The sequence below is a fragment of the Enterococcus sp. 4E1_DIV0656 genome, from assembly GCF_002140695.1.
Classification (GTDB): domain Bacteria; phylum Bacillota; class Bacilli; order Lactobacillales; family Enterococcaceae; genus Enterococcus_D; species Enterococcus_D entomosocium.
Map to the genome: position 1 here is coordinate 2448652 of NZ_NGLF01000001.1, position 26368 is coordinate 2475019.

General features: G+C 42.3%; 21 protein-coding genes. 20 read left to right on the forward strand and 1 reads right to left on the reverse strand.

Annotated elements, in window-relative coordinates; translation table 11 throughout:
• The first annotated feature begins 3 nt into the window (after positions 1–3).
• The 11 genes from A5882_RS11630 (at position 4) to A5882_RS11685 (ending at position 15813) form a co-directional block, all read left to right on the forward strand.
• Positions 4–2343, forward strand: coding sequence for a WxL domain-containing protein (locus tag A5882_RS11630; RefSeq protein WP_086372805.1), 2340 nt, complete (start codon positions 4–6; stop codon positions 2341–2343).
• A 303-nt stretch (positions 2344–2646) separates the two neighbouring features.
• Entirely contained in the window at positions 2647–4791 is a 2145-nt protein-coding gene (locus tag A5882_RS11635) for a glycoside hydrolase family 3 N-terminal domain-containing protein (RefSeq protein WP_086372806.1), read from the forward strand.
• 223 nt (positions 4792–5014) lie between these two features.
• Positions 5015–6016: a LacI family DNA-binding transcriptional regulator gene (locus A5882_RS11640; RefSeq protein WP_042890402.1), complete on the forward strand. Its 1002-nt coding sequence runs from the start codon at positions 5015–5017 to the stop codon at positions 6014–6016.
• Positions 6017–6029: 13 nt separating this feature from the next.
• Entirely contained in the window at positions 6030–6944 is a 915-nt protein-coding gene (locus tag A5882_RS11645; protein WP_176462023.1) for an ROK family protein, read from the forward strand.
• A 60-nt stretch (positions 6945–7004) separates the two neighbouring features.
• Positions 7005–7952: a sugar ABC transporter permease gene (locus A5882_RS11650; RefSeq protein WP_005236531.1), complete on the forward strand. Its 948-nt coding sequence runs from the start codon at positions 7005–7007 to the stop codon at positions 7950–7952.
• Positions 7953–7964: 12 nt separating this feature from the next.
• Positions 7965–8840, forward strand: a complete 876-nt coding sequence (locus A5882_RS11655; protein ID WP_005236529.1) for a carbohydrate ABC transporter permease — start codon at positions 7965–7967, stop codon at positions 8838–8840.
• An 18-nt stretch (positions 8841–8858) separates the two neighbouring features.
• Positions 8859–10502 (forward strand): ABC transporter, encoded by a 1644-nt coding sequence (locus A5882_RS11660; protein ID WP_086338114.1) that lies wholly within the window; start codon positions 8859–8861, stop codon positions 10500–10502.
• A 15-nt stretch (positions 10503–10517) separates the two neighbouring features.
• A complete protein-coding gene (locus A5882_RS11665) occupies positions 10518–11096 on the forward strand; it encodes a hypothetical protein (protein ID WP_005236526.1) in 579 nt (192 codons plus the stop codon).
• Between the two features lie 164 nt (positions 11097–11260).
• On the forward strand, positions 11261–12889 hold the full coding sequence (locus tag A5882_RS11670) for a PTS transporter subunit EIIC (protein WP_086299549.1): 1629 nt from the start codon (positions 11261–11263) through the stop codon (positions 12887–12889).
• Entirely contained in the window at positions 12889–14220 is a 1332-nt protein-coding gene (locus tag A5882_RS11675; RefSeq protein WP_086338716.1) for a 6-phospho-alpha-glucosidase, read from the forward strand. Before A5882_RS11670 ends, A5882_RS11675 begins: the two co-directional genes overlap by 1 nt.
• Positions 14221–14439: 219 nt before the next feature.
• Positions 14440–15813 (forward strand): gluconokinase, encoded by a 1374-nt coding sequence (locus A5882_RS11685; protein WP_008381546.1) that lies wholly within the window; start codon positions 14440–14442, stop codon positions 15811–15813.
• A gap of 18 nt (positions 15814–15831) precedes the next feature.
• Here A5882_RS11685 and A5882_RS11690 read toward each other — a convergent pair whose 3' ends face one another.
• Entirely contained in the window at positions 15832–16572 is a 741-nt protein-coding gene (locus tag A5882_RS11690) for a MurR/RpiR family transcriptional regulator (RefSeq protein ID WP_086372808.1), read from the reverse strand.
• Between the two features lie 150 nt (positions 16573–16722).
• Between A5882_RS11690 and A5882_RS11695 the strand changes: the two genes are divergently transcribed.
• The 9 genes from A5882_RS11695 to A5882_RS11735 all read left to right on the forward strand — a co-directional run bounded on the left by A5882_RS11695 (position 16723) and on the right by A5882_RS11735 (position 26244).
• Positions 16723–17475 (forward strand): IclR family transcriptional regulator, encoded by a 753-nt coding sequence (locus tag A5882_RS11695; RefSeq protein WP_016613298.1) that lies wholly within the window; start codon positions 16723–16725, stop codon positions 17473–17475.
• A 110-nt stretch (positions 17476–17585) separates the two neighbouring features.
• On the forward strand, positions 17586–18233 hold the full coding sequence (locus tag A5882_RS11700; protein WP_008381543.1) for a bifunctional 4-hydroxy-2-oxoglutarate aldolase/2-dehydro-3-deoxy-phosphogluconate aldolase: 648 nt from the start codon (positions 17586–17588) through the stop codon (positions 18231–18233).
• Position 18234: 1 nt separating this feature from the next.
• On the forward strand, positions 18235–19233 hold the full coding sequence (locus A5882_RS11705) for a sugar kinase (RefSeq protein WP_086372809.1): 999 nt from the start codon (positions 18235–18237) through the stop codon (positions 19231–19233).
• Positions 19234–19245: 12 nt separating this feature from the next.
• Positions 19246–20088 carry a 5-dehydro-4-deoxy-D-glucuronate isomerase gene (kduI, locus tag A5882_RS11710; RefSeq protein WP_008381541.1) on the forward strand — a complete coding sequence of 281 codons (843 nt, stop codon included), beginning with the start codon at positions 19246–19248 and terminating at the stop codon, positions 20086–20088.
• 22 nt (positions 20089–20110) lie between these two features.
• A complete protein-coding gene (locus tag A5882_RS11715; RefSeq protein ID WP_005229917.1) occupies positions 20111–20917 on the forward strand; it encodes a gluconate 5-dehydrogenase in 807 nt (268 codons plus the stop codon).
• Between the two features lie 138 nt (positions 20918–21055).
• Positions 21056–23794, forward strand: a complete 2739-nt coding sequence (locus tag A5882_RS11720; protein WP_016621201.1) for a sigma 54-interacting transcriptional regulator — start codon at positions 21056–21058, stop codon at positions 23792–23794.
• Between the two features lie 261 nt (positions 23795–24055).
• The gene (locus A5882_RS11725; RefSeq protein ID WP_016621199.1) at positions 24056–24544 is read left to right on the forward strand and encodes a PTS sugar transporter subunit IIB; all 489 of its coding nucleotides are present in this window, start codon (positions 24056–24058) and stop codon (positions 24542–24544) included.
• Positions 24545–24548: 4 nt separating this feature from the next.
• Positions 24549–25409 (forward strand): PTS sugar transporter subunit IIC, encoded by an 861-nt coding sequence (locus tag A5882_RS11730; protein WP_016621198.1) that lies wholly within the window; start codon positions 24549–24551, stop codon positions 25407–25409.
• The gene (locus A5882_RS11735; protein WP_086372810.1) at positions 25402–26244 is read left to right on the forward strand and encodes a PTS system mannose/fructose/sorbose family transporter subunit IID; all 843 of its coding nucleotides are present in this window, start codon (positions 25402–25404) and stop codon (positions 26242–26244) included. The genes A5882_RS11730 and A5882_RS11735 overlap by 8 nt, the downstream gene beginning before the upstream one ends.
• Positions 26245–26368 lie beyond the last annotated feature (124 nt).

The window sequence follows — 26368 nt, forward strand, 5'->3', positions numbered from 1 at the left end:
GCGATGAACTCATTTTTTCGCAAAAAAAATAAGTGGTTGCTGGTTCTACTTGCCTTACTCCCACTGATTACAACATTAACAATCATGAATGCCGAGACGATTTTTTCGTGGACACCAGAGGAAGAACACGAGGAGAAGGCCGACGATGAAGTGAGTGGAGAAATCTCCTTTGAGGAGGAACTGATCCAAGGAGAGGTCGAGCACGTAATAGATTTTATTTTCTACTCAGAAGTTGCCCTCGAAACGGTGGACATCGCGTTGCCTCAGGAAATAATCATTGATCAGGAAGCTTTGAACGATGAACTAACGGTGGTAGCAACAGACCACGAAGGTGTGTGGCAGCTGAACAGCGAGACCCCACAAACGACTTTTGTCTTACCGATTCTTGTGGATACGATCGGAGAATATGAGATCATCGTTGCCGAGACTGCTACGCAGCGCCTGCTGATCTTAGATCATACGGATGCCGAAGACACTGATTCGACGGAAGAAGAGAATGACTCTGCGGAAGTAGATCAAGCAGATGAGGCTGCGGATGAAGTAGGAAGAGAGGCAGAAGTAGATGATAGAAGTGATACTACAGCTAAAATTCGAATTGAGCGAGCAGATTTCTTAGATCATTTTGATTTGCAAGGACACCCTATCGATGCTACTTATAACGAGCAAACAGGAGAAGTGCTGTTAACGCCCAATCTATCAGATCACGTTGGTAATGTTACTTTAAAAGAAAGGCTCAGTTTGGATCGTCCATTTACGCTAAAAGGCAAAGCAAATATCGGAACGAGATTAGACGGAGCCGATGGCATTGCTTTTGGCTTTCACAATTCGGCTACAGATGAAGTCGGGTATCCAGGAAATGCGTTTGGTATTGGCGGTTTGATCGATGGCTTTGGGTTTAAATTGGACAATAATTATAACACTACACCTAGTGTTTTTGAAGAATTCACGAATCGATTTGAGGTGATTAGAGATCCAATGTCTGTTGGCGGTGCGCCATTCGCTGGATTCATCTATCATACAGGTCCGCGAACGATGGCGACCTATACCGGCAATGATGCATTACCGCAAAGAGCTGGAAATCGCTTGGGACATGATTTGGATGTACTTATTCAATATCAGCCGGATGAAAATGGGAGATGGTTTCAAGTCGATTATGACAATCGGACATGGCGTAGAGATATTAGTGATTGGCAACCTGAGGATGTTTCTGCGATGGCTTTTCTTATTACTGGAAGTACAGGTGCAAGGAGTGATCGCCATACCTTTACTTTTGATTGGATGGAATATCACATTGGTACTGGAACCGTCCATGTAAACTATCTGGATCGAGAGACAGGGGAGGATATTCTACCAACTGAAACATTAGAACTACCATTACGTTTCCTTCATACCCTTGACCCCAAGAACCGAGAGAGCGATGAACCCTATCAGTTAGGGTATGACTATTACGGGGTTGAGTATGTCACAGAACACTTTGACCCAGGTACATTTGCTATTATGCCGCAGCCTTTCCATCAGAATGTTACTTTTTTATTTGATCGCGTGCCATCGAACATCAAGATCAATCACATAGATGAAGAAGGGGTAGCATTGAGGGAACCAACCTATCAAGGAGAATTCGTAAATGAATCGGTCGATATCCTTCCTGAGGAGATTCCTTATTACCATTATCTTTACGAGCGGGACGGTCAGCCGCTGGAAACAAGAGTCACCCGAGATGAACAAGAATACTGGCTGGTTTATGGTTTGGAAAGTACTCCGCAACCAGTAGACCCTCTTGATCCGGATACGCAAGTAAATCCTGAGAATCCGCCTGAGATTGATGCAGAACAAGGGTTTGTCAGCTTGGATTTTGTTTCCCAATTCCAGTTTGGGACAGTTGGCATTCGGTCAGAAACGACGACCTACGATGCCCTGCCGCAGAAACTGCTTCAGCCGGCTGATCCAAATGATAATCTACGCCCTAATTATGTGCAGGTTTCAGATCGGAGGCGGGAAAATTCCGGTTGGACCCTCCGTGCAACCTTACGAGAGCCTTTTGAAAGTGATGAAGGGCATCAACTGACTGGTGCTAGAATTTTATTAGACAATATCGATGTAGTAACGACTCGAGAAAACGTGTCTGAGCCACCTACTCACAAACAGCAAGCAGCACTGACTGTTGGAAATGCGGAGATAATCGCACAAGCAGGTGCCAACCAAGGCAGAGGCACTTGGGTCCAGCGCTTTGGCGATCGAGAAACAATGGATCAAAGTGTCAAACTTGAGGTGCCAATTAGTGCGACTCCTCAAGCCACGAGATATTCAGCAACCATTCTTTGGGAACTTTCATTTGTTCCTTAACAATAAACAAAAAGAAGCTGCAGCGATTTGCAGCTTCTTTTTGTTAGCATCGGAGAAGACACAATGTCGGATGTATCAGGGGATTTGGTGTTATCCATTATTTATGGTACACCTTGTACCATGATGAAGATTTTTCCTTTTTGCCATGAGTTGCACCAAAGTATGAAGATCGTCTTTTTTTGAAAACGTTTTTAATTATACTGAATGAAAGGAATCGGCAACATGTTGCTTCTGCTAAGAAGGAGCAAATGCCGCAAGTTCGATAAGCAAAAGAAGAGAGCCTAATGATTGGAGAGAATAATAGTGGAAACCGTAAAACTAAAAGAACTGATTGACCAAATGACTGTAGCTGAAAAAGTGGGCCAGTTGGTCCAATTGACGCCAGATTTTTTTGCGCAAGGAGGAGAAATCACCGGTCCGATGCAACAATGGCACATGAGTGAAGACCAATTATTTTCGATTGGTTCTGTGTTGGGCACTCATACTGCGGAACAAGTGTATGCCATCCAAACGTCTTATCTTGAGAAAAGTCGCTTAAAGATTCCTCTTGTTTTTATGGCAGATGTTATCCATGGGTATGAAACGATTTTCCCAATTCCACTGGCCTTAGCATCTTCCTTTGATGCGCAGTTAGTGGAAGAGGTTGCTAAAGCTTCAGCAAAAGAAGCGGCAGAAGCTGGTGTCCATGTCACGTTTTCACCGATGGCGGATCATGTTAAAGACGCGCGCTGGGGAAGGGTCTTGGAAAGTAATGGGGAAGATCCGACCTTATCTGCGGTGTTGACGGCTGCTTATGTACGAGGGTATCAAGGAACTGCTTCCCTTGCAGAAAATAAACAGCGAATTGCTGCTTGTGTCAAACACTTTATCGGCTATGGCGCTGCAGAAGGCGGCCGGGATTACCATACTGTCGATTTGTCTGATCTGGAGCTCTACCAAAATTATCTGCCCGCGTTTCAGGCGGCGATTGAAGCTGGTGCAGAATTGGTCATGACTTCTTTTAATACGATCCATGGTGTGCCGGCCACAGCCAATCAACCATTGTTGCAGGAAGTATTGCGAGAAAAGCTTGGGTTTGATGGCTTGATCATCTCAGATTGGGCAGCGGTGGCGGAATTGATGGCGCATCGTGTAGCTGCTGATCGAAAGGAAGCCGCACAGAAAGCTTTTACTGCAGGTGTCGAAATGGATATGATGAGTGATTGCTATTTGAACGCACTAGAGCAAATCATTCAGGCAGATCCTGCTATGAAAGAGCAGTTGAATAAGGCGGTTTTTCATGTGCTACATTTAAAGAACAAGCTAGGCCTTTTTGAAGACCCTTATAGAGGGTTAGCACCGGAAAACTTAACGCCTAGACTCCTAAAGGAAACCCGTCTTCTTTCACGAGAAGCAGCAAAGCAAACAACGGTTCTTCTGAAAAACCAGGCACTGTTGCCTTTGCAGAAAAAACAAAAGGTCGCGCTGATCGGTCCCAAAGCAGATTCAAAGGATCTTTTGGGGGCTTGGTCGTGGATCGGCAAACCAGAGGCTGCGGTCTCCTTAGCGGAAGGTCTTTCTCAAAAAGAAATTGACTTAACTGTCTTACCGTACCCTGATGGGGAAATGTTGACGAGCGCCTTTCTTGATGAGGCGTGTAAAGTCGCTAAAGGAGCTGAGGTCGTTTTATTGGCTCTGGGGGAAACCAGCGAGGAAGCGGGAGAAGCGGCAAGTCTGACCAAACTTTCTTTATCAAGAAAGCAAGAAACATTGATTGAAGCAGTAAGTCAGGTCAATCCTAGGATCGCAACGATTCTTTTCTGTGGCAGACCACTGGTTTTGACCGCCATCGAGCCTCTTTGTCAAGCAATCATGATTGCCTGGTTCCCTGGATCAGAAGGCGGTAATGCATTGGCAGATTTGTTGATGGGCGAATCTGAACCGCAAGGACGTTTAGCTATGAGTTTTCCAAGGGCAGAAGGACAGTTGCCGTTGACTTATGCTCAACTCTCTACAGGTCGGCCACTGACAGAAGAGAATAGTGATCAAAAATATATTTCGCGCTATATGGATGAAAAAAATGAGCCGTTGTTTTCTTTTGGCTCGGGGATAGGCTATAGTAAATGCACGATTACCCACACCCAAATCATTATTCCTCAGGAAAAGGGTGCGCCATTTGAGATCAGTTGCACACTGAAAAATGAGGGCGATGTGCCGCATACAACGACATTGCAACTCTATAGCAGAGACGATGTTACGGAAGTAGCACGACCGATGAGGGAATTGAAACAATGGCAAAAAATCCATCTTGCTGCAGCCGAAGAAAGGCAGCATTCATTCTATGTTACACCAGAGGATTTTGCTTATGTTCATTCCGATTTCTCGACAGAAAGTGATCCTGGTACGATTTCCTTATACCTTGGCTTTGCTGCTGCCTCAGCGAAGTTGATTGGTACGCTCACGATTTAAAAGCCTTTCGAGGCTTTTTTTTTCGGGTACAACTTGTACCAAAGTGGCACAGGTTTCAAGGTGCTGGTACATGCGCCAACTAGTCCTAGAACCATTGTGGGTGAAAACGTTTTTATATATAGTTGGTTTATCGGATGGCCAACCTTAGAGTGGTCGTTGATTTTTTCAGAAAAATAAAAACGTTTTTATTTTTGGGAAGAATCCTTCAGGAGGGGAGAATCATTTGACAAATCGAATCACGATTCGGGAAGTGGCAAAGGAGGCAAACGTGTCGATTGCGACCGTGTCTAAAGCATTAAACGGTGTCGATGTTGTTCGGCCCGCAACGAAAGAACGTGTGATGGCTGCCGCGCAGCGGTTGCATTATGTCCCAAATTTGATGGGCAAACAATTAAAAAACACGAAAACCAAGATGCTTGGTTTTTACACCACCAGCATTAAGGGCCCCTACTTTAGCGTACTAGTTGAAGCCATTGCCAGAGAGGCAGAAAAACATGGGTATGCAGTCAACGTGTTTTTATCTGCAGATAAGCGCGTTGTCCTCAATAGTATTTTAGGTGGTGTTGTTGATGGCATTATTGGATTTGAAGATTTTTTAACGAAGCAGGATTTGGCTGCGATGGAACGAGAACAAATCAAAGCCGTCTTTATCGATCGAAACATTCAAGAGAAGAACTTCGGCAGTGTAGTCTTTGATTCTTTCGAAAAAGGGAAAGCAGCCACCGAGTATCTTTTGTCACTTGGCCACAAAAAAATTGCCTTTATCAGTGGTATTACTGGTGTTTATGATAGTGATGAGCGTTTAAGAGGGTATTTAGAAGCATTAAACGAGGCAGGGGTTTCTAAACGGTCGGACTATCAATTGCAGGGGTTCTTTGAAGAAGAACGAACGAGAGTCCGCGTGCAACAGTTTTTGCTAGAGCAGAAAGATTTACCCACAGCGTTTCTGGCGGGAAATGATCTTAGTGCGATAGGAACGGTCAAGGCGATCCATGAGACCAAGTGGCGGGTGCCGGATGATTTCAGCGTAATTGGCTTTGATGGCATCGATCTCTTGGACTATTTCATGCCTCGGTTGACGACTGTGAAAAATCCAATCCAATTGCAAGGGGTCACGGCAGTAAACCACTTGATCGAAATGATTGAGGAAAATGCATGTGGTGTCTCCTACGTTTTACCAGGAGAATTGAGTATTAAGCAATCGACAAAACAAGTAAATGAATAATGAGGGTGAAGCAATGTTTATTGGAATTGATGTTGGAGGAACGGCTATCAAATATGGTGTGATTTTGAGAACGGGTGAAATTGTGAAGAAAGGACAGATGCCAACCATTCATGAAAAAGAAAAATTTTTGCAATCCATCACAGCATTGATCGAATCGCTGCAGCAAGATGCAGTGATCGAAGGTGTCGGTATTAGCGCACCGGGCATCATCCAAAAAGATGGCACGATGATCACGGCAGGATCAATCAAACCGCTTTATGGAATCAACCTAAAGTTGGAATTAGAGAAACGTGTCAAGCTGCCAGTCCTTGTTGAAAATGATGCCAATGCTGCAGCGATTGCTGAAAAATGGCTTGGGCATGCACAGGCTTGTGAGAACTATCTTTGTCTTGTTGTGGGAACTGGTATTGGTGGCGGGATCATCGTCAACAATCAGCTCTATCGAGGCAGTCATGGCATGGCAGGTGAATTTGGGTGGATGCTGATCGACACATTGCCTGAACAGGGAAATCTAGAGTCAGTTTCCTTGAATCAACGAGCAGCCATCGTGGGTGGTCTTTGCCATCAGTATCAACTGGCACTTCAGCAACAAGGGCGAAGTGATCTGCCTCAAGATGCAGTCGAGATCTTCCAGAGAGGAGAACAAGGAGAAGTAGTAGCGAACCAAGTGATTGCTCAATTTTTCCAAGATTTATCAGTGGGCTTACTGAATTTGATCAGTACATTTGATCCCGAGCTGATTTTGGTTGGTGGTGGGGTCAGTGAAAATGATGGTTTCATGACAAGGCTTGAAGAGACCATGAGCCAGCTAAAAGCTCGCCATGAAAGTATTGGTTATTTAGAAGGTCGCACGATTGCACCGATTCAACGAGCAAAATTAAAAAATGATGCTGGTATGATTGGTGCGGTCTATCAATTGATGAACTAATAAAGGAAAGCATGTATTTCCTTTGGGTGAAAAAGTAAGCGTTTTAGAAAGGGTGGAAAAATGGAATCAAAAGGTGTCATGCTAAAAGCAACCCCACAGAAAAGGTCATTTTTGCAAAAACTAAAAAGCCAAAGCTTTTATCAAGCGATGGTTTGGCCAGGTATTATCTTGATGATTATTTTTAATTTTATCCCATTGTATGGGATCGTTATCGCGTTTAAAGATTACTCAGTTCTTGATTCGATCGCAAATGCGGAGTGGGTCGGTACTCAATATTTTCAAGAATTTTTTAGTGATTCAATGTTTTGGACGGTGATGAGTAATACATTGGGCATCAGCTTTTTTAAACTACTGATTGGCTTTCCAGCGGCGATTGGTTTAGCGGTATTGATCAATGAAATCGTTCATGTGCGCTTGAAGAAGGTCGTTCAAACGGTGTCTTATTTGCCGCACTTTCTTTCTTGGGTCATCTTAGGTGGCATGTTTATTACGTGGTTGTCTGATACCGGTCTGGTCAATAATTTACTGTTAGGTTTTGGGTTGATCGATGAACCGATCCGCTTCTTGACCGATCCCGAAAAATATTGGGCGATTGCAGTCATTTCCGATATTTGGAAAGAAGTTGGCTGGAATACGATTTTATACATCGCTGCTATGACGGGGATCAATCCAGCTCTTTATGAAGCAGCTAGAATGGATGGCGCCACGAAGTTCCAGCAGATCACGCGGATCACGATTCCTTCGATCCGTCATATTATCGCCTTGACATTTGTTTTGTCAGTGGGTGGGTTATTGGGTTCAAACCTCGATCAGACACTCGTCTTACAAAACCCTGTCAATTATCAGTCCAGTGAAGTCATTAATTCATTTGTCTATAAAATGGGGATCCAACAAGGAGACTTCTCCTATGCGACCGCCGTTGGCCTGTTTGTGTCGGTTGTTTCTTTGATCCTCGTAGTAGGAAGTCATCTTTTGACCAAAAAAATCAGTGATGAATCAGTCTTTTAGAGGAGGAAAAGTATGAAACAAACATTTTCAAAAGATGAGAAGATCTTCAATACCGCCAATGTGATTTTCATGGTATTCTTTTTAGCCATCATTGCGTTGCCATTATGGAATATCGTCGCTTTGTCGTTCAATGATGCAACCGATGCCGCAAGAGGGGGGATCTATTTCTGGCCACGGGAATTTTCACTAGAAAGTTACTACACCGTTTTTGAAGATTCTGCGATCTATAAAGCTTTTGTTATCTCAGTTGCAAAAACAGTGATTGGCGTTGTTTTGCATACGGCATTAACGGCGATGGTCGCCTATGGGATGAGTCGCAGAAACTTAATGGGACGGAAAATCTACATGAACATGGGGATTTTAACGATGTTCGTTTCCGGAGGAATGATCCCAACCTTTCTCTTATTCAAAGAATTAGGATTGTTAAATAATTTTTGGGTTTACATCATTCCTGTCTTATTTTCTTTTTACGATATGGTGATTTTGATGAATTTTTTCCGGAGCATTCCATTTTCGCTGGAAGAATCTGCCATGATGGATGGCGCCAATCCTTTTATTATTTTCGTGAAAATCATTTTGCCATTGTCCCTTCCAGTTTTGGCAACCATTGCATTATTCCACGGCGTCTTTCAGTGGAACGACTACATGACCGCCAATATCTATGTGGATGATCGTAGTTTATATCCTTTACAAATGCTACTATTTCGGATCGTTTCGGAAAATCTATCGCCCGCAGTGGCGACCGGAACCAATGTTGTCAGAAATACAACTTCACAGTCATTGCAATTAGCAACCATGGTGGTAACGACGGTTCCTGTCGTCGTGATCTACCCATTTTTACAAAAGTACTTTATTCAAGGGATGACTCTTGGATCAGTAAAAGAATAGACAAAAGGAGAGAAAAAAATGAAAGCAAGCAAATTATTTTTAGGGATCGGTCTCGTATGTACATCAGTCATGGTATTAGGTGCCTGTGGTAATTCCAGCAGCGAGTCAAAAGGAGCTGCTGAGGTAGAAGATCTGCCAGAAGCTCGCTTTGAAGCAGACAAAGATATACCAAGCTGGCAAAAAGACACCGACCATGAAGCTACCTTAAAATGGTATGTCAATTTTGATTGGTATGCTCAGCCGGGGTGGGGCAAAGACACTGTGACGCGAAAAATCAAAGAAGACATGAATATCAATGTCGAATTTATTTCAGGAAATGACGAGAACCTTAATACGATGCTAGCTGGTGGCGATCTTCCAGATATCATGACCTTCGATAAAAACCTGTCTGCTGCAAATGAAGCGACAAAATTTGCCTTGCCATTGAATCTTTTGGCAGAAAAATATGACCCTTACTTCTTAGAACATGCAGCGAAACCGGAATCTGTTCAATGGTTTACTTTAGAAGATGGCAACATTTATGGATACCCGAGCTTTTCCACGACTGCACAAGATTATGAGGACGGCAATGTAGTGGGAGACCAAGTTTTCATTGTCCGCAAAGATATTTACGAAGCGTTAGGTGAACCCGATATGTCGACGCCAGAAGGATTTTTAGATGCGTTAAAACGGGCAAAAGAAGCATTTCCGACAGCAGATGATGGTGCAGCTCTAGTCCCATTTGCTTCGACTGCACTAGATATTTCCAATGGTGGGGATGGCGCCTATGGTGGTACTTTGCAAGACTTTCTCAGTATCGCACCAAGTGTAGACGGTCAATTCAATGATCGTGACGCTGATGAGGAATACATCACTTGGATCGAGACATTTAGAAAAGCGTACAATGAGGGATACATCAACAATGACCAGTTTTCAGACAATGACAACACGATGAAGGAAAAACTAGGACAAGGGCGTTATTTTGCTTACCTGCATACGAATACGAAGGGACTCAATGAGTTTATGTCCGATAATAATGCCCGTAATCCTGAGCAAACCTATATTGCCGTCGATGGTCCGAAAAATTCGAATGGCGATGATTCCACTTTTACTGGCGGAAATATTGGTGGATGGACACAAACCTTCATCACGACGTCGACAAAAGAACCCCAAAAAGCCATGGAACTTTTGACCTATTTAGCAAGTGAGTATGGCACGATGGTCACTACCTTTGGTATCGAAGGGGAAACATACAATCTTGTGGATGGCGTGGTTGAGTACTCAGAAGAAACAGAAGCGTTACGAAATTCTGATATTGCTCGCTTTGATAAGGAAATTGGTTTAGGTTCTTATTGGTTTGTTGGCAATGACAATTACGCCATTCAAATGGGACAAAAACCAGCAACATCGATTCGGCAGATGGTGGAATGGTCGCAAGACAAATTGGCGCCGCGTTTTGAGATCGAAGACATTGATCCTCGCACCGGTTCTGAAGCAAGAAACCTCACTTCCATCAACACAGCAAGAGTGCAAGCGTTGGTCAACTTTATTCAGGCAGACTCGGAAGAAACGGGACGTCAGATTTGGGAAGATTACTTACAAGAACGAGAAAATAATGGTTGGTCAGCAATCGTTGATTATCGAAATGAGAAAATCGCTGAAAATATTGAAAAATTAAACTAAAGGTGTGTGAGTGTGATGTTTGCTTTAGAGAGTCGTTTTTATCGTCTTTGCGAAATCGTTTTTCGTATGCTGGTATTGAATCTCTTGTTTTTAGTGGTATCGTTTCCGATCATCACGTTTCCAGCCGCTTTGCGAGCAGTGGTCGATGCTTACGAACATCCTGAAGCAAAACTGCTAAAACCCTTTTTGAAAAATAGCAAAAGCGCGTTATTGAAGACTCTGCCACTAGGGGTCTTCAATCTCTTCTCATTTTTATGCGGACTCAGCTTGTGGCGTTCTGCTACTTTGACGAATTCATTGTTTTTCTCTTTTTTGACCATCATTTTTCTTACTTTTTTGTTGTCCTACAACATTAACCTGTATGTGATGCAATCAAAAATGCAAGATCGGCAAAACCTGTTTGACCTTTTTCGTAGTAGTTTTTTCTTTACGATGATGCACTACCATAAAGGGATCGGAATCTTAGTCCTAGCAGCGATCGGCTATTTCTTCACATGGCAATCAGCACCAGGTATCTTCTATCTGTTTTGTCTGTCTGGGCCCTTGTATTTCTATCAAAAAGTGTTGCATCTAAACAGAGTGGATCAATCTTGATTCACTCTTTTTTTGTTGCTTGTAATCGCCACTAGCAAGGAAGTAAACAGGATGAAACACATTCCAATCTTTGAAACGCATTGAATTGAAAACGTTTGCTATTCTATTAGTAACAAATGTTTCCTATAATGAACCTACAAATCAATTACAAAGGAGTTTCCTCAATGAAAGAAAAAGTGATGGATGCGATGCAGAAATTCTCCAAGGCAATGTTTGTGCCCGTCTTGATTTTGCCGATCGCAGGGATATTGATTGCCGTTGGGAATGTGTTTACAAATGTCCGCTTGCTTGAGCAGTTTCCCTTTTTGGATAATCCGATAACCACCGGTTTTGGTAGTATCTTGTCCGCTTCCTTATTACCGATTTTAACCAATTTGGGCATTATTTTTTGTGTCGGGATTGCTCTAGGGTTAGCTAATAAGAAAAAAGCTGAAGCGGGATTTACCGCGTTGTTAGGTTATTTCGTCTTCTTGAATGCCATGAATAAATTCATGGAACTTCGGGGGATGTTGGTTCCAGCCGATGCCCTTCAAGGTTCAGGACAAGCGATCGTTTTAGGAATCCAAGTGTTGGATATGGGGGTCTTTCTGGGTATCATTTTAGGGATCGTCGTAGCATTGATCCATAATCGTTTTATCGATACGACCTTTAACAACGCCTTTCAAGTTTATGGCGGCGCGCGCTTCGTCTTTATTGTCTTGATTCCGGTCGTCGTGTTATTAGCCATCGTTTTCACGTTTATATGGCCAGTAATACAAACTGGCATCGACGGTTTAGGCGGCATCATTCAACAAACGGGCAACTTTGGCATCTTCTTGTACGGTATGTTGGAACGCTTATTGATTCCAACTGGCTTGCATCACTTGATCTACACGCCGTTTTTGTATACCTCATTAGGCGGTGTCGCAGAAGTTGGCGGTCAAGTCTTTGAAGGGGCACGAAACATTTATTTTGCGGAAATTGCTGACCCAGCAGTCCGCGTATTATCGCAAAGTGTCATTTGGGACGCTCGTGGGATCTCAAAAATGTTTGGACTGATCGGTGCCTGTTTGGCGATGTATCAAACGGCAAAACCAGAAAATAAAGTCAAAGTCAAAGCCATTTTGATTCCAGCTGTCGTCACTTCCTTTATTGCAGGTGTGACTGAACCAATCGAATTTTCTTTTATGTTCGTGGCACCTGTTTTGTTCGTCATTCATTCTGCACTTAGCGGCTTGAGCATGGTGGCGTTAAATCTCTTTGGTTCTCGCGCCATCGGACCGAATGGCTTCATCGACTTTCTTTTGTACAACTTGCCCTTAGGGATCGAGAAAACTCGCTGGCCAGTGTACTTGATCGTCGGAGTCGTCTTCTTCTTTCTTTATTACTTCTTGTTCCGCTTTTTGATCACGAAACTGAATTTGAAAACGGTCGGGCGTGAAGAAGATGGGACAGAGACCAAACTGTATTCGAAGAAAGAGTACAAAGAAAAACAACTTGCTGGAGCAGGTGTCGGGGTCATGGCGAGTGACCAAGCCGCCACTAGTCCGACTGGTGAAACAAGTATCTCAGCAATCATCACTAAAGCGCTAGGTGGCGATGACAATATCAAAACCATCGACAACTGCTATACCCGCTTACGTTTAAAACTAAAGGATCCTGAACTCGTGGATGAAGCGCTACTAAAAGACGAAACACAAGCCAAAGGCGTGATCAAAAATGGTGAAAATGTCCATGTCGTTTACGGGTTGACTGTGCCGAAAGTGCGGGAAGAATTAGAAAATTATCTTGGAAGAGAAGGAGAGATTGAATGATGAAAAATTTTTCAGTAGTGATCGCAGGGGGCGGCAGTACCTTTACCCCGGGAATCGTTATGATGCTGCTTGATAATCAAGAACGCTTTCCTTTAAGAAAGCTGAAACTATACGACAATGATGAAGCACGCCAAGCGATCCTCGGTGAAGCCCTAGCGATCTTATTAAAAGAACAAGCACCGCAAATCGAATTTTCATTTACGACGGATCCTGAGGAAGCCTTCAGCGATGTCGATTTCTGTATGGCGCATATCCGAGTAGGAAAGTATGATATGCGGGAAAAAGATGAAAAAGTTCCCTTGCGTCATGGCGTCTTTGGTCAAGAAACCTGTGGTCCAGGAGGGATCGCTTATGGGATGCGCAGCATCACTGGTATGCTGGAGATCATTGATTACATGGAAAAGTATTCCCCCGATTGTTGGATGCTGAATTATTCCAATCCGGCTGCAATCGTAGCTGAAGCATGTCGAGTCTTGCGTCCTAAATCAAAAGTTCTGAATATCTGTGACATGCCCGTGGGCACGTTGCGTCGCATGTCGCAAATCATTGGCAAACAGCCAGAGGAGTTAGAAGTTCGCTACTTTGGCTTGAATCATTTTGGCTGGTGGACTAGTGTCAAAGACAAAGAAGGCACGGAGTACATTCAAACCATACGTGACTATGTTGCAGAACATGGCTATTTGACGCAGATCGAAGTGGATACCCAACATACAGACCCAAGTTGGCAAGACACCCACAAAAAAGCCAAAGACCTCTTGGCTCTCACACCAGAATATCTGCCAAATACGTACTTGAAGTATTATTTATACCCAGATTACGTCTACGAACACATGAAAGAACACCCAGAGTATACACGTTCCAATGAAGTGATGGAAGGACGGGAAAGACGAGTGTTCGATCATGCTAAAAAGATCACTGCACAAGGATCTGCTGAAGGGATCGCTTTTGAGATTGATGCCCATGCAACCTTTATCGTTGATTTGGCACGCGCCATCGCTTTTAATACTCATGAGCGAATGGTCATGATTGTGGAAAACAACGGCGCGATTGCGAACTTCCCGGATGATGCCATGGTGGAAGTGCCATGTATCGTCGGTTCTGATGGACCAGAAGCCCTCGCTCAAGGAAAAATTCCTGCCTTCCAACAAGCGCTCATGTTCCAACAGGTGACTGTGGAAAAATTAGTGGTCGAAGCATATGTGGAAAAGAGCTATCAAAAAATGTGGCAAGCGTTAAGCCTTTCCAAAACGATTCCTAGCGCAAAAGTAGCCAAAGAGTTACTCGATGATTTGGTCTCGGAAAATGGTGATTACTGGCCAGGATTGTCTTGATTTGTTTCACATTTGCGAAACATTCGCTAGTTGGATAACGAAAGAGGAAGATTCTCCAAGAATCTTTCTTTTTTTTGATTTTTGCTGTGGAAGAATACTTCTCTGAAGAAAATCATCACTAAACGTCTTCTCAACAAAACGATCAGACAGGTATGCTAGAATATGCCACTAACTATGGTAGAATAAAGCTAATTGAATCAGATGAGAGGGAGCAATGCGATGTTTTTAGGGATTGATATCGGCACAACAGCCATAAAATTTGGGGTCATTGAAGATCGGAAAATCATTTACTCACAGTCATTACCAATCAAAACCCATAGCCACGGGTTAAAACAGACCCAATCAGCGACCCAGATCAGTAGCCAATTAATCAGTGGTGTCACAACGATTCCCGCTCAATTAAAAGCGGCAATCACAGTGATCGGGTTCAGTACCGCCATGCACAGTTTGATGCCAGTGGCTGGTGAGACAGCAGAAGAGATTTACATTTGGTCAGACAATCAAGCGAATCAAACGATGACGGCCTTTCGTCAAACGGATCTGGCAGCAACGTTTTATGAAGAGACAGGGACACCGATCCATGCGATGTCTCCCTTTGCGAAACTGGCTTATTTTCAAACAAGTGGTTCATATTCCAAAGAGACGAAATGGTTAGGCTTAAAAGAACTAGCAATGGCGTTGTTTACTGGACAAGCACGGATCGATTATAGTACCGCATCAGCGACCGGTCTTTTTTCTTTGAAAGAAAAGCAATGGAGTCAAAAGATTCTCAACTATTTATCCCTTTCAAAAGCCCAATTAGCGCCTTTATGTGCACCGACTGATCGTTTTTTGATTACCAAGGAGATGGCGCAGCGGTGTGGCTTGAAGCCTGAGGTAGAAGTGATGTGTGGGGCTAGCGATGGGTGTTTGGCAGCATATGCTGGCTATATTTCTACAGGGATCCGCAACAGCTTGACGATCGGAACCAGTGCGGCGGTTCGTAAAGTAAGTGAGACCACGGTCTTTGATCGCCAAAAACAAAATTTTTGCTACTATCTGCAAGAAGACCTCTATGTCGTAGGGGCACCTTCGAATAATGGCGGTTGTGTGCTTGCTTGGGCAAAAGAGACCTTATCAGAAGATCCTGATGGGTTTTATCATTATCTGCCGCAAGTCATGGAGGAATCACCGATCGGCAGCAACGGTTTACGTTTTTTCCCCTATTTAAATGGCGAGCGGGCACCCTTTTGGACGAATGAAATCACAGGTGGCTTTTCTGGCTTGACCCTGAAACACAATCGCTCAGATATGTTACGGGCAGTCCTCGAAGGCATGCTGATGAACATCGATTTATTAAAGCAAATGGCGCAGTTGGAAGGGGCAGTCACTGTAAGTGGTGGTTTCTTTCAAACAAAACTATTAGGTCAAATGACCGCGGATGTGTTGGGGCTAACCTGTTATCTTTCCGATGAAAATGAACCGATATTCGGCTTGTATGATTTGTACAAAAGCTCTGTTGTGCGGCAAGATCAGCCAGATGAAAAATTTGTTCCTGATCTGCAGAACCACGCGCTTTATCAAGAACTGGCAAAAACGTATTTTCATGCATAAGCAAAAACCAGCAATCCACTAGGCTTGCTGGTTTTCTTTTTCAACACACGTGAAAGCGTCAACGATATATTCCATCAATAAGAGCAGTTTGCCAAAGAAACTGGTGTACTGGATGTTTTGGGTGTCGTAGGGACGTTCATCTGTCACTTCAAAGGAAAAGGTCGCTAGTTGATTGGCGCGATGCTCACCGTTACCACAAAACAAAACAGTTGGTATGTGATGTTCATTGGCTAATGCCATCTTTTCCAGCACTTTTTGTGTTTCGCCAGATTTAGAAATGGTGATCAACATACTGATGTTCTCAATGTTGTTACTAATGATCCCACCTGAGTCAGAAGCACTGACTAATAAGGTTTTGATGCCGTTGACAAGCATTTTTTTGTGGAGGTATTCTGCCACGATCCCCGAAAAACCTGTGGCATAAATCGTAATAAACTTGTTCTTGTTTTGTCCATAGATTTCTTTGATCGCTTCGATCGTATCTGCAATACTGGCAGCGTCAATTTGGTAATCGATGGCGGCTTCAGTGATCGTCTGATTTTTCAAGCGATTCTTTAAGAAGTAAAGCAGCTCTAGATAGCCAGAAAAACCTAGTTTTTGCGCAAGCCGCACGATGGTTGCTGGGGAAGTGTAGATCGTTTTAGCGATTTCTCTTAAGGGCAGTCCATCGATCGCAGCGGTATTTGCAAGCAAATAATCAAGAATTTGCAGCTCATTGTCAGTCAATTTTTTTCCTTTGATCAATACATTTAAGTCCATTGTTCGGCACTCCTTTGTCTTGCCTTCATCATACAATGAATAACGACAGAAAGTAAAATAGGAATCGCGTCATGCTTTTATAGAGGAAAAAGATTGTGCATTTCCTAAAAAGATATTATAATTTCTTATATAGAAAATAAAGGTGGAGAAATGATGACACAAAAACCATATGGAACCGTACTACTAAAAGCAGCAACCATTTTAGATTACCTCGCAGAAGCGCCAAGTAAACCATTGCAAGAAATTTCAGAAGCAACGAAACTGACCCCATCCACAGCTTTGAAAATATTGGAAACGCTACAAATGATCGGCTATGTCAAACGCGACAAAGAGAAGAATTATCGCTTAGGGTCTAAGCTGATCAAGTATGCGAATCAAAACATTCAAGAGCTTGATTTAGTGGAAATCAGCTTGCCATACTTGGAAGCATTGCAGAAAACGGCGGATGAAACGATCCACTTAGGGGTCTTGACCGCCAATGAGATTCTTTATGTCAATAAATTGGAGCCTCAGAATCAAACGATCCGCATGTCTTCAAAAGTAGGAATCACAAGACCGTTGTATAGCTCTGCCATGGGGAAAGCCGTTTTAGCGGAGTTTGATGCCCCTCAAGTAGAGGAGTACTTGGCAGCAACGCCTTTAACCGCTTATACCGAAAATACCATTACAAATCAGTTGAAGTTGAAGAAAGAATTGGAACAGGCAAAAGCGAACCAAGTAGCCTTTGATGATGAAGAAATGGAACAAGAAATCTATTGCATCGGCGCCTCACTGACAAAAGATCAGGAGATCGTTGGGGCGTTTTCTATCAGCCTACCGAAATACCGCTTGACCCCAAAATACAAAACGACATTGATCGATGCGATTATTGCGACAAAACAACAAATTGAGCAAGCGTTGTAAACTTTTTAATGGAAAGCCCTTGCAAATAAAAACGAGAACGGTATAATGAACGTGTAAGTTTCTTTATAATAAATGCCATTTTCCAAATAGGAAATAAGTGGAGGGTCTTAATGAAAAAAGTAGCGAATTTAATGAAACTAAAGGAAAGCGGTGTGATCGCTGTTGTACGTGGCGCTTCAAAAGAAGAAGCACTACAAGCAAGTAAAGCGATCGTTGCAGGGGGGATCACCGGCATTGAGTTGACTTTTACAGTGCCTCAAGCGGCGGATGTAATCGCTGAATTAGTAGCAATCTTCAAAGAGAATCCAGAGGTAGTTGTTGGTGCGGGGACCGTTCTTGATGCAGTGACCGCCCGCTTAGCGATCATGGCAGGAGCAGAATATGTCGTCAGCCCAACCTTTGATCAAGAAACGGCTGAATTATGTAATTTATATCAAATCCCGTATCTGCCTGGTTGCATGACCATTTCAGAAATGAAGGACGCCTTAAAAGCAGGCGCAGATATCATTAAACTATTCCCGGGTAGTGCGTATGGACCAAGTATCATCTCGGCCTTCAAAGCGCCATTGCCACAATTAAACATTATGCCGACCGGTGGTGTCAGCTTAGACAACATGCAAGAATGGTTTGCAGCGGGTGTTGTAGCCGTTGGTGTAGGGGGGAATTTGTTAGCGCCAGCAGCAAGTGGGGATTTTGACAAAGTAACAGAAGTAGCGAAACAATATGCGGCAAAATTAAAAGAGATTCGAGGAAAGTAAGATGGCAAACATTCTGACACTAGGAGAAATCATGTTGCGTCTATCGACAACGTTAGGCGAACGAATCGCCCATAGTTCGATGTTTGCTGCCCATTATGGCGGTGGAGAAGCCAATGTTGCGATCTCCTTAGCGAATTTTGGTCATCGCGTTTCTTTTGCTAGTAAAGTGCCTGAGAATGCTTTAGGAGATGCCGTTTTTCATCATTTACGAAGCTATGGCGTCGATTGTCGCCACGTGCTTCGTGGCGGTTCCCGACTAGGTACTTACTATATTGAAACCGGTATCGGGGAACGAGCAGCGCGAGTGGTTTATGATCGCGCAGGCTCTAGCTTTGCTCAAATGAAAGAAAATGAGTGGCAATCTGACCTTTTTGATGGGGTTGATATTGTTCACCTTTCAGGGATCACGCCCGCTCTTTCAACGACTTGGAAGACACTTTTGCTGACGTTGATCAAAGAAGCGAAAGCAGCTGGTTGTAAAATCAGTTTCGATATCAATTATCGTGGAAAGCTGTGGACGACCGCTGAAGCACGCGTCTTTTTGCAAGAAGTGCTCCCCTATGTCGATTATTGCTCGGCAGGACAGTTAGATGCCCAAGTCTTTATGGATGTATCAGCTCCAACAGAGGAAGTCGAAGATGACTACTATTATCAAGAAATGCATCGGAAATACCCAAATATCCAGCTCTTTTATTCAACTAGTCGTCAGGTGCTCTCAGCAAGTCACAATCAATTGACAGGAAGCCTATGGCATAACGGCAATTATGTCGTTTCTGCTACCCATGAGATCAATCCAATCGTTGATCGCGTCGGAGGTGGCGATGCCTTTTCAGCTGGTATCCTACATGGTCTTGTCACGAAGAAACAAGACCAAGAAATCATTGATTTTGCAACTGCCGCATCTGCTTTGAAACATACGATCCATGGCGACTGTAATCAGTTTAGCGCCAATGAGATACAAGAATTTATTGCAACAGGTTCAGGAAAAATTATCCGATAGGAGGAATAAAACATGCAACACATGGAAACACGCTATACCCATAGTCCACTTGATATTCGTCACTATAGTACCGAGGAATTACGCAGAGAATTTTTGGTAGAGAAAATTTTCACACCAGGACAAATCATGCTGACCTATACCCACAATGATCGGATGATCTTTGGCGGAGTGACACCGACAGAAGAAGCGTTAGAAGTGCAATTAAGCAGCGAATTAGGGGTGGAATACTTCTTAGAACGTCGCGAATTAGGCGTCATCAATATTGGAGGACCTGGTGCGATCACGATCGATGGCCAAAAAGAACCAATGAAAAAACAAGACGGTTACTATATCGGCAAGGAAACCAAACAAGTTTTGTTCCACTCAGATGATCCAGCAAATCCAGCGAAATTCTATCTATCTTGCGTGCCAGCACATAAGAAATACCCAAATGTAAAAATCAGTATCGATCAAGTCACACCAATGGAGACTGGCGAAGGCTTGACATTAAATGAACGGAAAATTTATCAATATATTCACCCAAACGTTTGCGAAAGCTGTCAATTACAAATGGGGTATACGATCTTAGAACCAGGCAGTGCTTGGAATACGATGCCAAGTCATACCCATGAACGTCGGATGGAAGCATATGTGTATTTTGATTTTGCCAACGAAGACACAAAAGTGTTCCATATGATGGGCAAACCAGATGAAACGAAGCATTTAGTCGTTAGTGGAGAACAAGCCGTTATTTCTCCAAGCTGGTCGATCCATTCGGGTGTTGGAACAAGTAACTACTCCTTTATCTGGGCAATGTGTGGCGAAAATATCACCTATACCGACATGGATATGGTGGCAATGGACGACTTAAAATAAAAAGAAAGAGGGTTTATCAATTATGGATTTTTCAATGGATCAATTTCGTTTAGATGGTAAGATAGCCTTAGTGACAGGAGCTGTCTATGGGATCGGTTTTACGATCGCTCGTTCATTAGCAGCAGCAGGAGCAACGATCGTTTTTAACAACTTGGATCAAGAATCAGTGGATAAAGGATTAGCAAACTATCGTGAAGCAGGGATCGAAGCCCACGGCTATGTCTGTGATGTAACGGATGAAAAAGCAGTCAACGAAATGGTCAAGCAGATCGAAGAAGAAGTTGGCGTGATCGATATCTTAGTCAATAATGCTGGGATCATCAAACGAATCCCGATGTTGGAGATGTCTGCTGAAGACTTCCGCCAAGTCGTTGACGTGGACTTGAACGCTCCATTTATCGTTTCAAAAGCAGTCTTACCGTCAATGATCAAAAAAGGACATGGAAAAATCATCAACATTTGCTCAATGATGAGTGAATTGGGAAGAGAAACGGTAGCTGGATACGCAGCGGCTAAAGGCGGCTTGAAAATGTTGACGAAAAACATTTGTGCCGAATTTGGTTCAGCAAACATCCAATGTAATGGGATCGGACCTGGTTATATTGCAACACCGCAAACTGCACCATTACGAGAGATCCAACCAGACGGTTCTCGTCACCCCTTTGATCAATTTATCGTAGCGAAAACACCTGCTGCCCGTTGGGGTGAGCCAGAAGATTTAGCAGGACCAACTGTTTTCTTAGCTTCTGAGGCATCAAACTTTGTCAATGGCCATGTCTTATATGTAGACGGCGGTATCTTGGCGTATATCGGGAAACAACCTGAATAAAACAATCGTAAGGAGGCAGAATTCTTTTTGAATTGCTGTCTCCTTTGTTGTAGACTGTAAGGGCTACAAGAAGATAATAGAACACGTAGCAAAGAAGAATAAAGACTTTTGTAAAAAGTTTTGAATAGAGGGGAAAAGATGTCAAAAGAAAGAGTTTTGACTGTTTTGAAGGAGCATACGAATCAAGTTGAAAAAATTGCACCAAGTGAGACCTTAACGACAGAAGGGATTTCCGAAAAAGTCGGTATTCAAAGAAATACCACGAGCCAATACTTGAACGAATTAGTAAAAGAAGAACGGGTCCTTAAGATTCGTAGTAGACCGGCAATCTTTTATGACAAAACAGTTTTTTCTGAACGCTTTTTTACACCAAAACAGACCGTCTACGATACCTATGAAGAGCTTCTAAATGAAACAAAAAATCAAGAGCAGGGAAATGATGTTTTTTCGACATTGATCGGAAATCGTTCAAGTTTGCAGCGAGTGATTGATCAAATCAAAGCTGCCTCATTTTATCCCGACACAGGACTGCCAATCATGCTTCATGGAGAAACCGGTGTTGGTAAGAGTTTACTCGCAAAAAAGATGCATGAATTTTGCGTTGAAAAAAAGCTCATTGGAGAAACTGCCCCCTTTTTAGAATTAAATTGTGCGCAGTACTATCATAATCAAGAGTTATTGAGTAGTATCTTATTTGGCTATAAAAAAGGTGCATTCACTGGAGCAAACGAAGAACAAGTAGGCCTTTTGGAAGCTGCTGACGGGGGAATCTTATTTTTAGATGAATGCCATCGTTTACCAGCAGAAAGCCAAGAGAAATTATTTACCTTTATGGATAATCAAACCTTTTCGAGAATAGGTGAAAGTAATAATACCAGAAAAGCGCAGGTCCGTTTGATTTTTGCAACTACGGAAGATATTCAACAAAATTTTTTAAGAACATTTATCCGACGCGTGCCCATCACGGTTCAGATCCCGTCGTTGCAACAACGGACAAAAAAAGAAATTTCTGAATATATCTATACGTTTTTGATTCATGAAAGTCAAAAATTTGCAAAAGAAATCGTCATTACGTCATGGGTCTTGAATCGGTTGTTGTATTTAAATTATCGCGACAATGTCGGTGAATTGAAAAACTTGATCAAGATCATCTGTGCAAATGCGTATAGTCGTCAAAAAAATCACCCCTATGTTTTGATCAATTCCGAGTCAATCGAAAATAGTTTGTTGTCTCGATTTCTTTCTTTGAAAGAAATCGATAATCTAGAAAACAAAGATATCCACATCACACCCCAAAGCCAAGCCGGTGATTTCGTGCACCTAGAAACAGCGGATAGTACGATCATTCATGCAATCTTTAAAGTTTTTGAGAAATTGTTTCAGCAATATGAAAGCGGTGGAATCACTGAAGATTATTTAGTCAAACAGCTTTCTAGAGAAGCCAGCACAGTCGTGGAGATGTTGGTTTACGAGGATGCAGAAGAAAAACCAACCTTGAAGTTATTGCGTAATACAGTCAAGGAACTAGTAAATTTCTTAGAAGCTAGTTTTTTTATTAAAATTCGTGGCAACTCGATTATCGCCCTGACAAGTTATTTGTATAAACGGAATAATTTTATTTTCAATATTCCCAAAATTGACGAAAAGACCATTGATTCGATCGAATCGTTTATGAATGTGCATTTATTGATGGAATCAAAGCTCCTCAATTCTTTATTGGAATTAGTAGAGACAAAGCTTGATGTTACTTTGATGAGAATGGAGAAAATCTTACTGGCTTTTTACTTCAAAGGATTAGGTTTAGAAAGTCAACAAGACGCGATCCGAGGCGTCATTTTGGCCCACGGATTTTCCACTGCTAGCAGTATCGCTGATGTCGTGAATCGTTTTATGAAGGAACACATTTTTGATGCCTTTGATATGCCTTTTAATGTCAGCGTGGATAAAGTCAAAGAATTTATGACGCATTATATAAAAGCCAATGATTGCTCAAAAGGATTGATCGTTTTAGCGGACATGGGTTCACTTATGTTCTTAGCAGATACGTTAGAACCATTGTTAGATGGGCCATTATTGATTATCAATAACGTCACGACACAGCAAGCATTATTCGTGGGTGAAATGATGCAAAATAATTACGACCTTAAGATTATTGGCGATAAAATCAAGGAAGGTCTCTCGATCGAATACAAAGTTACTTATCCGAGAAAGCAAAAGCAGCCACTGCTGATCACTGTTTGTCAGACTGGTCTTGGAACAGCACAGCAGCTGCAATCATTTTTGAAAGCGAGTATCCCTGAAGAAACGAAGTTTGAGATCGAAGCGGTAGATTACCATTACTTGAAAAAGTATGGAAAGAAGAATGGTCTATTTCAACAATATGATGTGCAAGGAATCGTGGGAACAGCTGATCCAGAAATTGATGGTGTCCCATACATCGCTTTAGAAGACTTGATTTCTGGTAAAGGACAAGAAATCATTGATGATATTTTTGTTCTTGTCAAAGATCCGGCCATTCGTAAAGCGATCAATGACAATCTTGTGCGAAATCTATCGATCGAACGGCTGCTTTCGGCGGTGACGATCTTAGATGTCAATAAAGTCATTTCCTATATTGACCAAGGATTTGTTAGTTTGGAGCGGTACTTACAGCTTCAATTATCCAACAGTAAAAAAGCGATATTATATGTACATATCGCAAGCTTAGTAGAACGTCTGATCCGAAATCAAGAAGTCCCAATTTATCAAGGAGATCCGAGCAAGTTTATGGAAGAAAAAGCAACTATCGCCAAAGCATTAGAGGGCTTAGAGGTGGCTTACAATATCAAAATCAGCGAATACGAGCTAAATTATCTCTGTGAGATTATTTTCGACTGATAAAAATTCTTCTTCGACACTAAAACAATCCATTCCGACAGATGATCAAGTGTTTCGTTTTCACTTTTTTTGCTGGAAAGAATGGATTTTTTTTGTTTTTAAACTAGGAACAATTTTTTATATCAGTAAATAGAAAGCCTTTTATGATAGCGTTTTTATTTATTCTTGTGAGAAGATGAGCGAAATATTTGTTATCGCCAGAAACTTGGCACAGAAATTGCTTGTTAGTAATACGACAAAACAAAAAATGGAGGAAACAATATGATCTCAATGATAAGAATCGATGACCGTCTTGTGCATGGTCAAGTAGCTGTGAAATGGTCGAAGGAGTTGGGGATTAGTCGCATCGTCGTCGTTAGTGATAGTATCGCACAAAACGAAATTCAAGTAAGTGCGTTAAAAATGGCAGGGCCTTCAGGGGTGAAAGTTGCAGTGCTCTCATTAGAAAAAGCGATTGCTATTTTGAATGATCCACGCTCGGAACAATTAAAAATCTTAGTTGTTACAAATGAACCGAAATATGTCGCTGGTCTTGTGCCAAAACTTAAAGAGAAACCAATGTTGAATATGGCAAATTATGGACGGATCGGCGGTAGTCTGTCAGACAAAGAAAAAATCACAGAGACTGTCTATTTATCAGAAGAAGACAAAGAAACACTGAAAGAGATCTTTGATGCTGGGTATGATTTTAGCTATCAACCGTTACCAGATGATACCCCACAATCTTTGAAATCATTAATAGGAGGTTAAACTTATGTTAGTCAATGCGTTAATCGTTGGATTTGTCGTCGCTTTAGCAAAATTTTTGGATTGGTGGGGGTCCACTCAGCTAGCTAGACCTATTTTTATCGTTGCCTTATTAGGAATGCTTCTCGGTCATCCGACCGAAGGAATTATTATGGGTGCTCAGCTGGAATTGATTTTCTTAGGAAATGTTAGTTTAGGAGGCGTTATGCCTTCGGATATTACTTTAGGATCCATTTTTGGTGCTGCATTTGCCATGATCGTTGGTTCGGATTTAAATGTAGCGATCGCACTAGCTGTACCGATCTCCATGTTAGGTACCTTGCTATATTCCGTTATGAAGATGGTTGTCACTTCATTAGTTCCTCGATTTGAAAAACATATTAAGGATCACAATTATCGAGCATTCAGCCGGTTATGGCATATTCAGTTTTGGGGATTTGAACTGTGCTATTTCTTATTAGGTTTTGTCGTTATCCTTTTAGGTGCCGATGCAGTAAAAACGTTTGTTGACTGGTTACCCGAGTGGGTTCAAAGTTCTATGACCGTCGCTTCAACCATGTTACCAGCAATTGGTCTTGCTCTGCTACTAAAAATGCTATGGCAAAAATCTTTGGCTCCCTATTACTTTTTAGGATTTGCTTTAGGTGCATTCTTTTTCTATCAACGTGCGACCGAAGTCAAAGATGGTGTGATCACAACCCAATCAAGTAGTATCTTGTCTTTAGTACAGATTGCATTTATCGGATTTATCGTTGCAGCATTAGTTGTGATGGCAGAGTTGAGAGCAGCGAAGAATCCAGCTGTCAGCAGTGGTCCAACTGTATCGACCGCAAGTGAAGACGAAGGAGATGACTTTTTCAATGACTAAAAATGATATGCTTAAATTAAACAAAGAAGAACGAAAAATCGTTTCGAAAATGTTCTGGAGAAACCAATATTTAATGTTTTGTACAAGTTATACAAAGCAACAAGGAATTACCTATGGGTGGTTAATGGCACCTTTTTTACAAAAAGTATATGGAAAAGATACCGATGAGTTTTATGAAGCAATGAATCGTAATTTGGATTTCTATAACACCGCACCTGCAATGAATGGCTTTATCTCTGCTTTAGGGTTATCGATGGAAGAAGAGAATAAGGCAATGAAAGACAAAGGAGAGTTTTTTGATGCTACTTCGATCTCTGCATTAAAAACTTCTTTGATGGGTCCATTAGCTGGAATCGGTGATGCGATTTATCTTTCTGTCTTACGAGTCATTGCAACCGGGATCGCATTAGGGCTCAGTGAACAAGGAAACATTTTAGGACCGATCTTGTTCTTATTAGTCGTAAATGTACCAAACATGCTGATTCGTTGGTTTACAACGGTGTTAGGCTATAAAGCAGGCGGTCAGTTCATCTCAGAGGCACTCAAATCAGGTACCTTTGCGGCAATTACAAAAGGTTCTGCAGTGTTAGGATTGATCATGACGGGAGCAATGACGGCTCAATTTGTAACGTTTAGAACAACTTTTATTGCAGAATTGTCAGGAACGACCTTCAACCTGCAAAATGTGTTTGACTCGATCATGCCAGGTTTATTACCGTTAGCGATCACTATGGGTTGCTTTGCCTACTTGCGTAAACACAATCGTCCTGTTTTAGCATTAGTCGTGATGTTTTTAGCATCAGTCGTTTTGACGATTCTAGGTATTGCAGGATAAGTTGATAGAGAACTTTTCTGGTTGATTCAGAGAAGTTCTCTTAGCTTTTGATCGACATAAATACGTTTGGTCCTCGTTCGAGACAGTTGCAGGCATCATTTTCGAAAAGGAAAAACAAACAGTT

What these genes read in the sequence shown, in the direction of transcription:
- A5882_RS11735 (WP_086372810.1), top strand. Translation starts at nt 25,402, where the DNA reads ATGACTAAAAATGATATGCTTAAATTAAACAAAGAAGAACGAAAAATC.
- A5882_RS11725 (WP_016621199.1), top strand. Translation starts at nt 24,056, where the DNA reads ATGATCTCAATGATAAGAATCGATGACCGTCTTGTGCATGGTCAAGTA.
- A5882_RS11645 (WP_176462023.1), top strand. Translation starts at nt 6,030, where the DNA reads ATGTTTATTGGAATTGATGTTGGAGGAACGGCTATCAAATATGGTGTG.
- A5882_RS11675 (WP_086338716.1), top strand. Translation starts at nt 12,889, where the DNA reads ATGAAAAATTTTTCAGTAGTGATCGCAGGGGGCGGCAGTACCTTTACC.
- A5882_RS11715 (WP_005229917.1), top strand. Translation starts at nt 20,111, where the DNA reads ATGGATTTTTCAATGGATCAATTTCGTTTAGATGGTAAGATAGCCTTA.
- A5882_RS11655 (WP_005236529.1), top strand. Translation starts at nt 7,965, where the DNA reads ATGAAACAAACATTTTCAAAAGATGAGAAGATCTTCAATACCGCCAAT.
- A5882_RS11690 (WP_086372808.1), bottom strand. Translation starts at nt 16,572, where the DNA reads ATGGACTTAAATGTATTGATCAAAGGAAAAAAATTGACTGACAATGAG.
- A5882_RS11730 (WP_016621198.1), top strand. Translation starts at nt 24,549, where the DNA reads ATGTTAGTCAATGCGTTAATCGTTGGATTTGTCGTCGCTTTAGCAAAA.
- A5882_RS11685 (WP_008381546.1), top strand. Translation starts at nt 14,440, where the DNA reads ATGTTTTTAGGGATTGATATCGGCACAACAGCCATAAAATTTGGGGTC.
- A5882_RS11660 (WP_086338114.1), top strand. Translation starts at nt 8,859, where the DNA reads ATGAAAGCAAGCAAATTATTTTTAGGGATCGGTCTCGTATGTACATCA.
- A5882_RS11705 (WP_086372809.1), top strand. Translation starts at nt 18,235, where the DNA reads ATGGCAAACATTCTGACACTAGGAGAAATCATGTTGCGTCTATCGACA.
- A5882_RS11665 (WP_005236526.1), top strand. Translation starts at nt 10,518, where the DNA reads ATGTTTGCTTTAGAGAGTCGTTTTTATCGTCTTTGCGAAATCGTTTTT.
- A5882_RS11695 (WP_016613298.1), top strand. Translation starts at nt 16,723, where the DNA reads ATGATGACACAAAAACCATATGGAACCGTACTACTAAAAGCAGCAACC.
- A5882_RS11720 (WP_016621201.1), top strand. Translation starts at nt 21,056, where the DNA reads ATGTCAAAAGAAAGAGTTTTGACTGTTTTGAAGGAGCATACGAATCAA.
- A5882_RS11650 (WP_005236531.1), top strand. Translation starts at nt 7,005, where the DNA reads ATGGAATCAAAAGGTGTCATGCTAAAAGCAACCCCACAGAAAAGGTCA.
- A5882_RS11630 (WP_086372805.1), top strand. Translation starts at nt 4, where the DNA reads ATGAACTCATTTTTTCGCAAAAAAAATAAGTGGTTGCTGGTTCTACTT.
- A5882_RS11670 (WP_086299549.1), top strand. Translation starts at nt 11,261, where the DNA reads ATGAAAGAAAAAGTGATGGATGCGATGCAGAAATTCTCCAAGGCAATG.
- A5882_RS11700 (WP_008381543.1), top strand. Translation starts at nt 17,586, where the DNA reads ATGAAAAAAGTAGCGAATTTAATGAAACTAAAGGAAAGCGGTGTGATC.
- kduI (WP_008381541.1), top strand. Translation starts at nt 19,246, where the DNA reads ATGCAACACATGGAAACACGCTATACCCATAGTCCACTTGATATTCGT.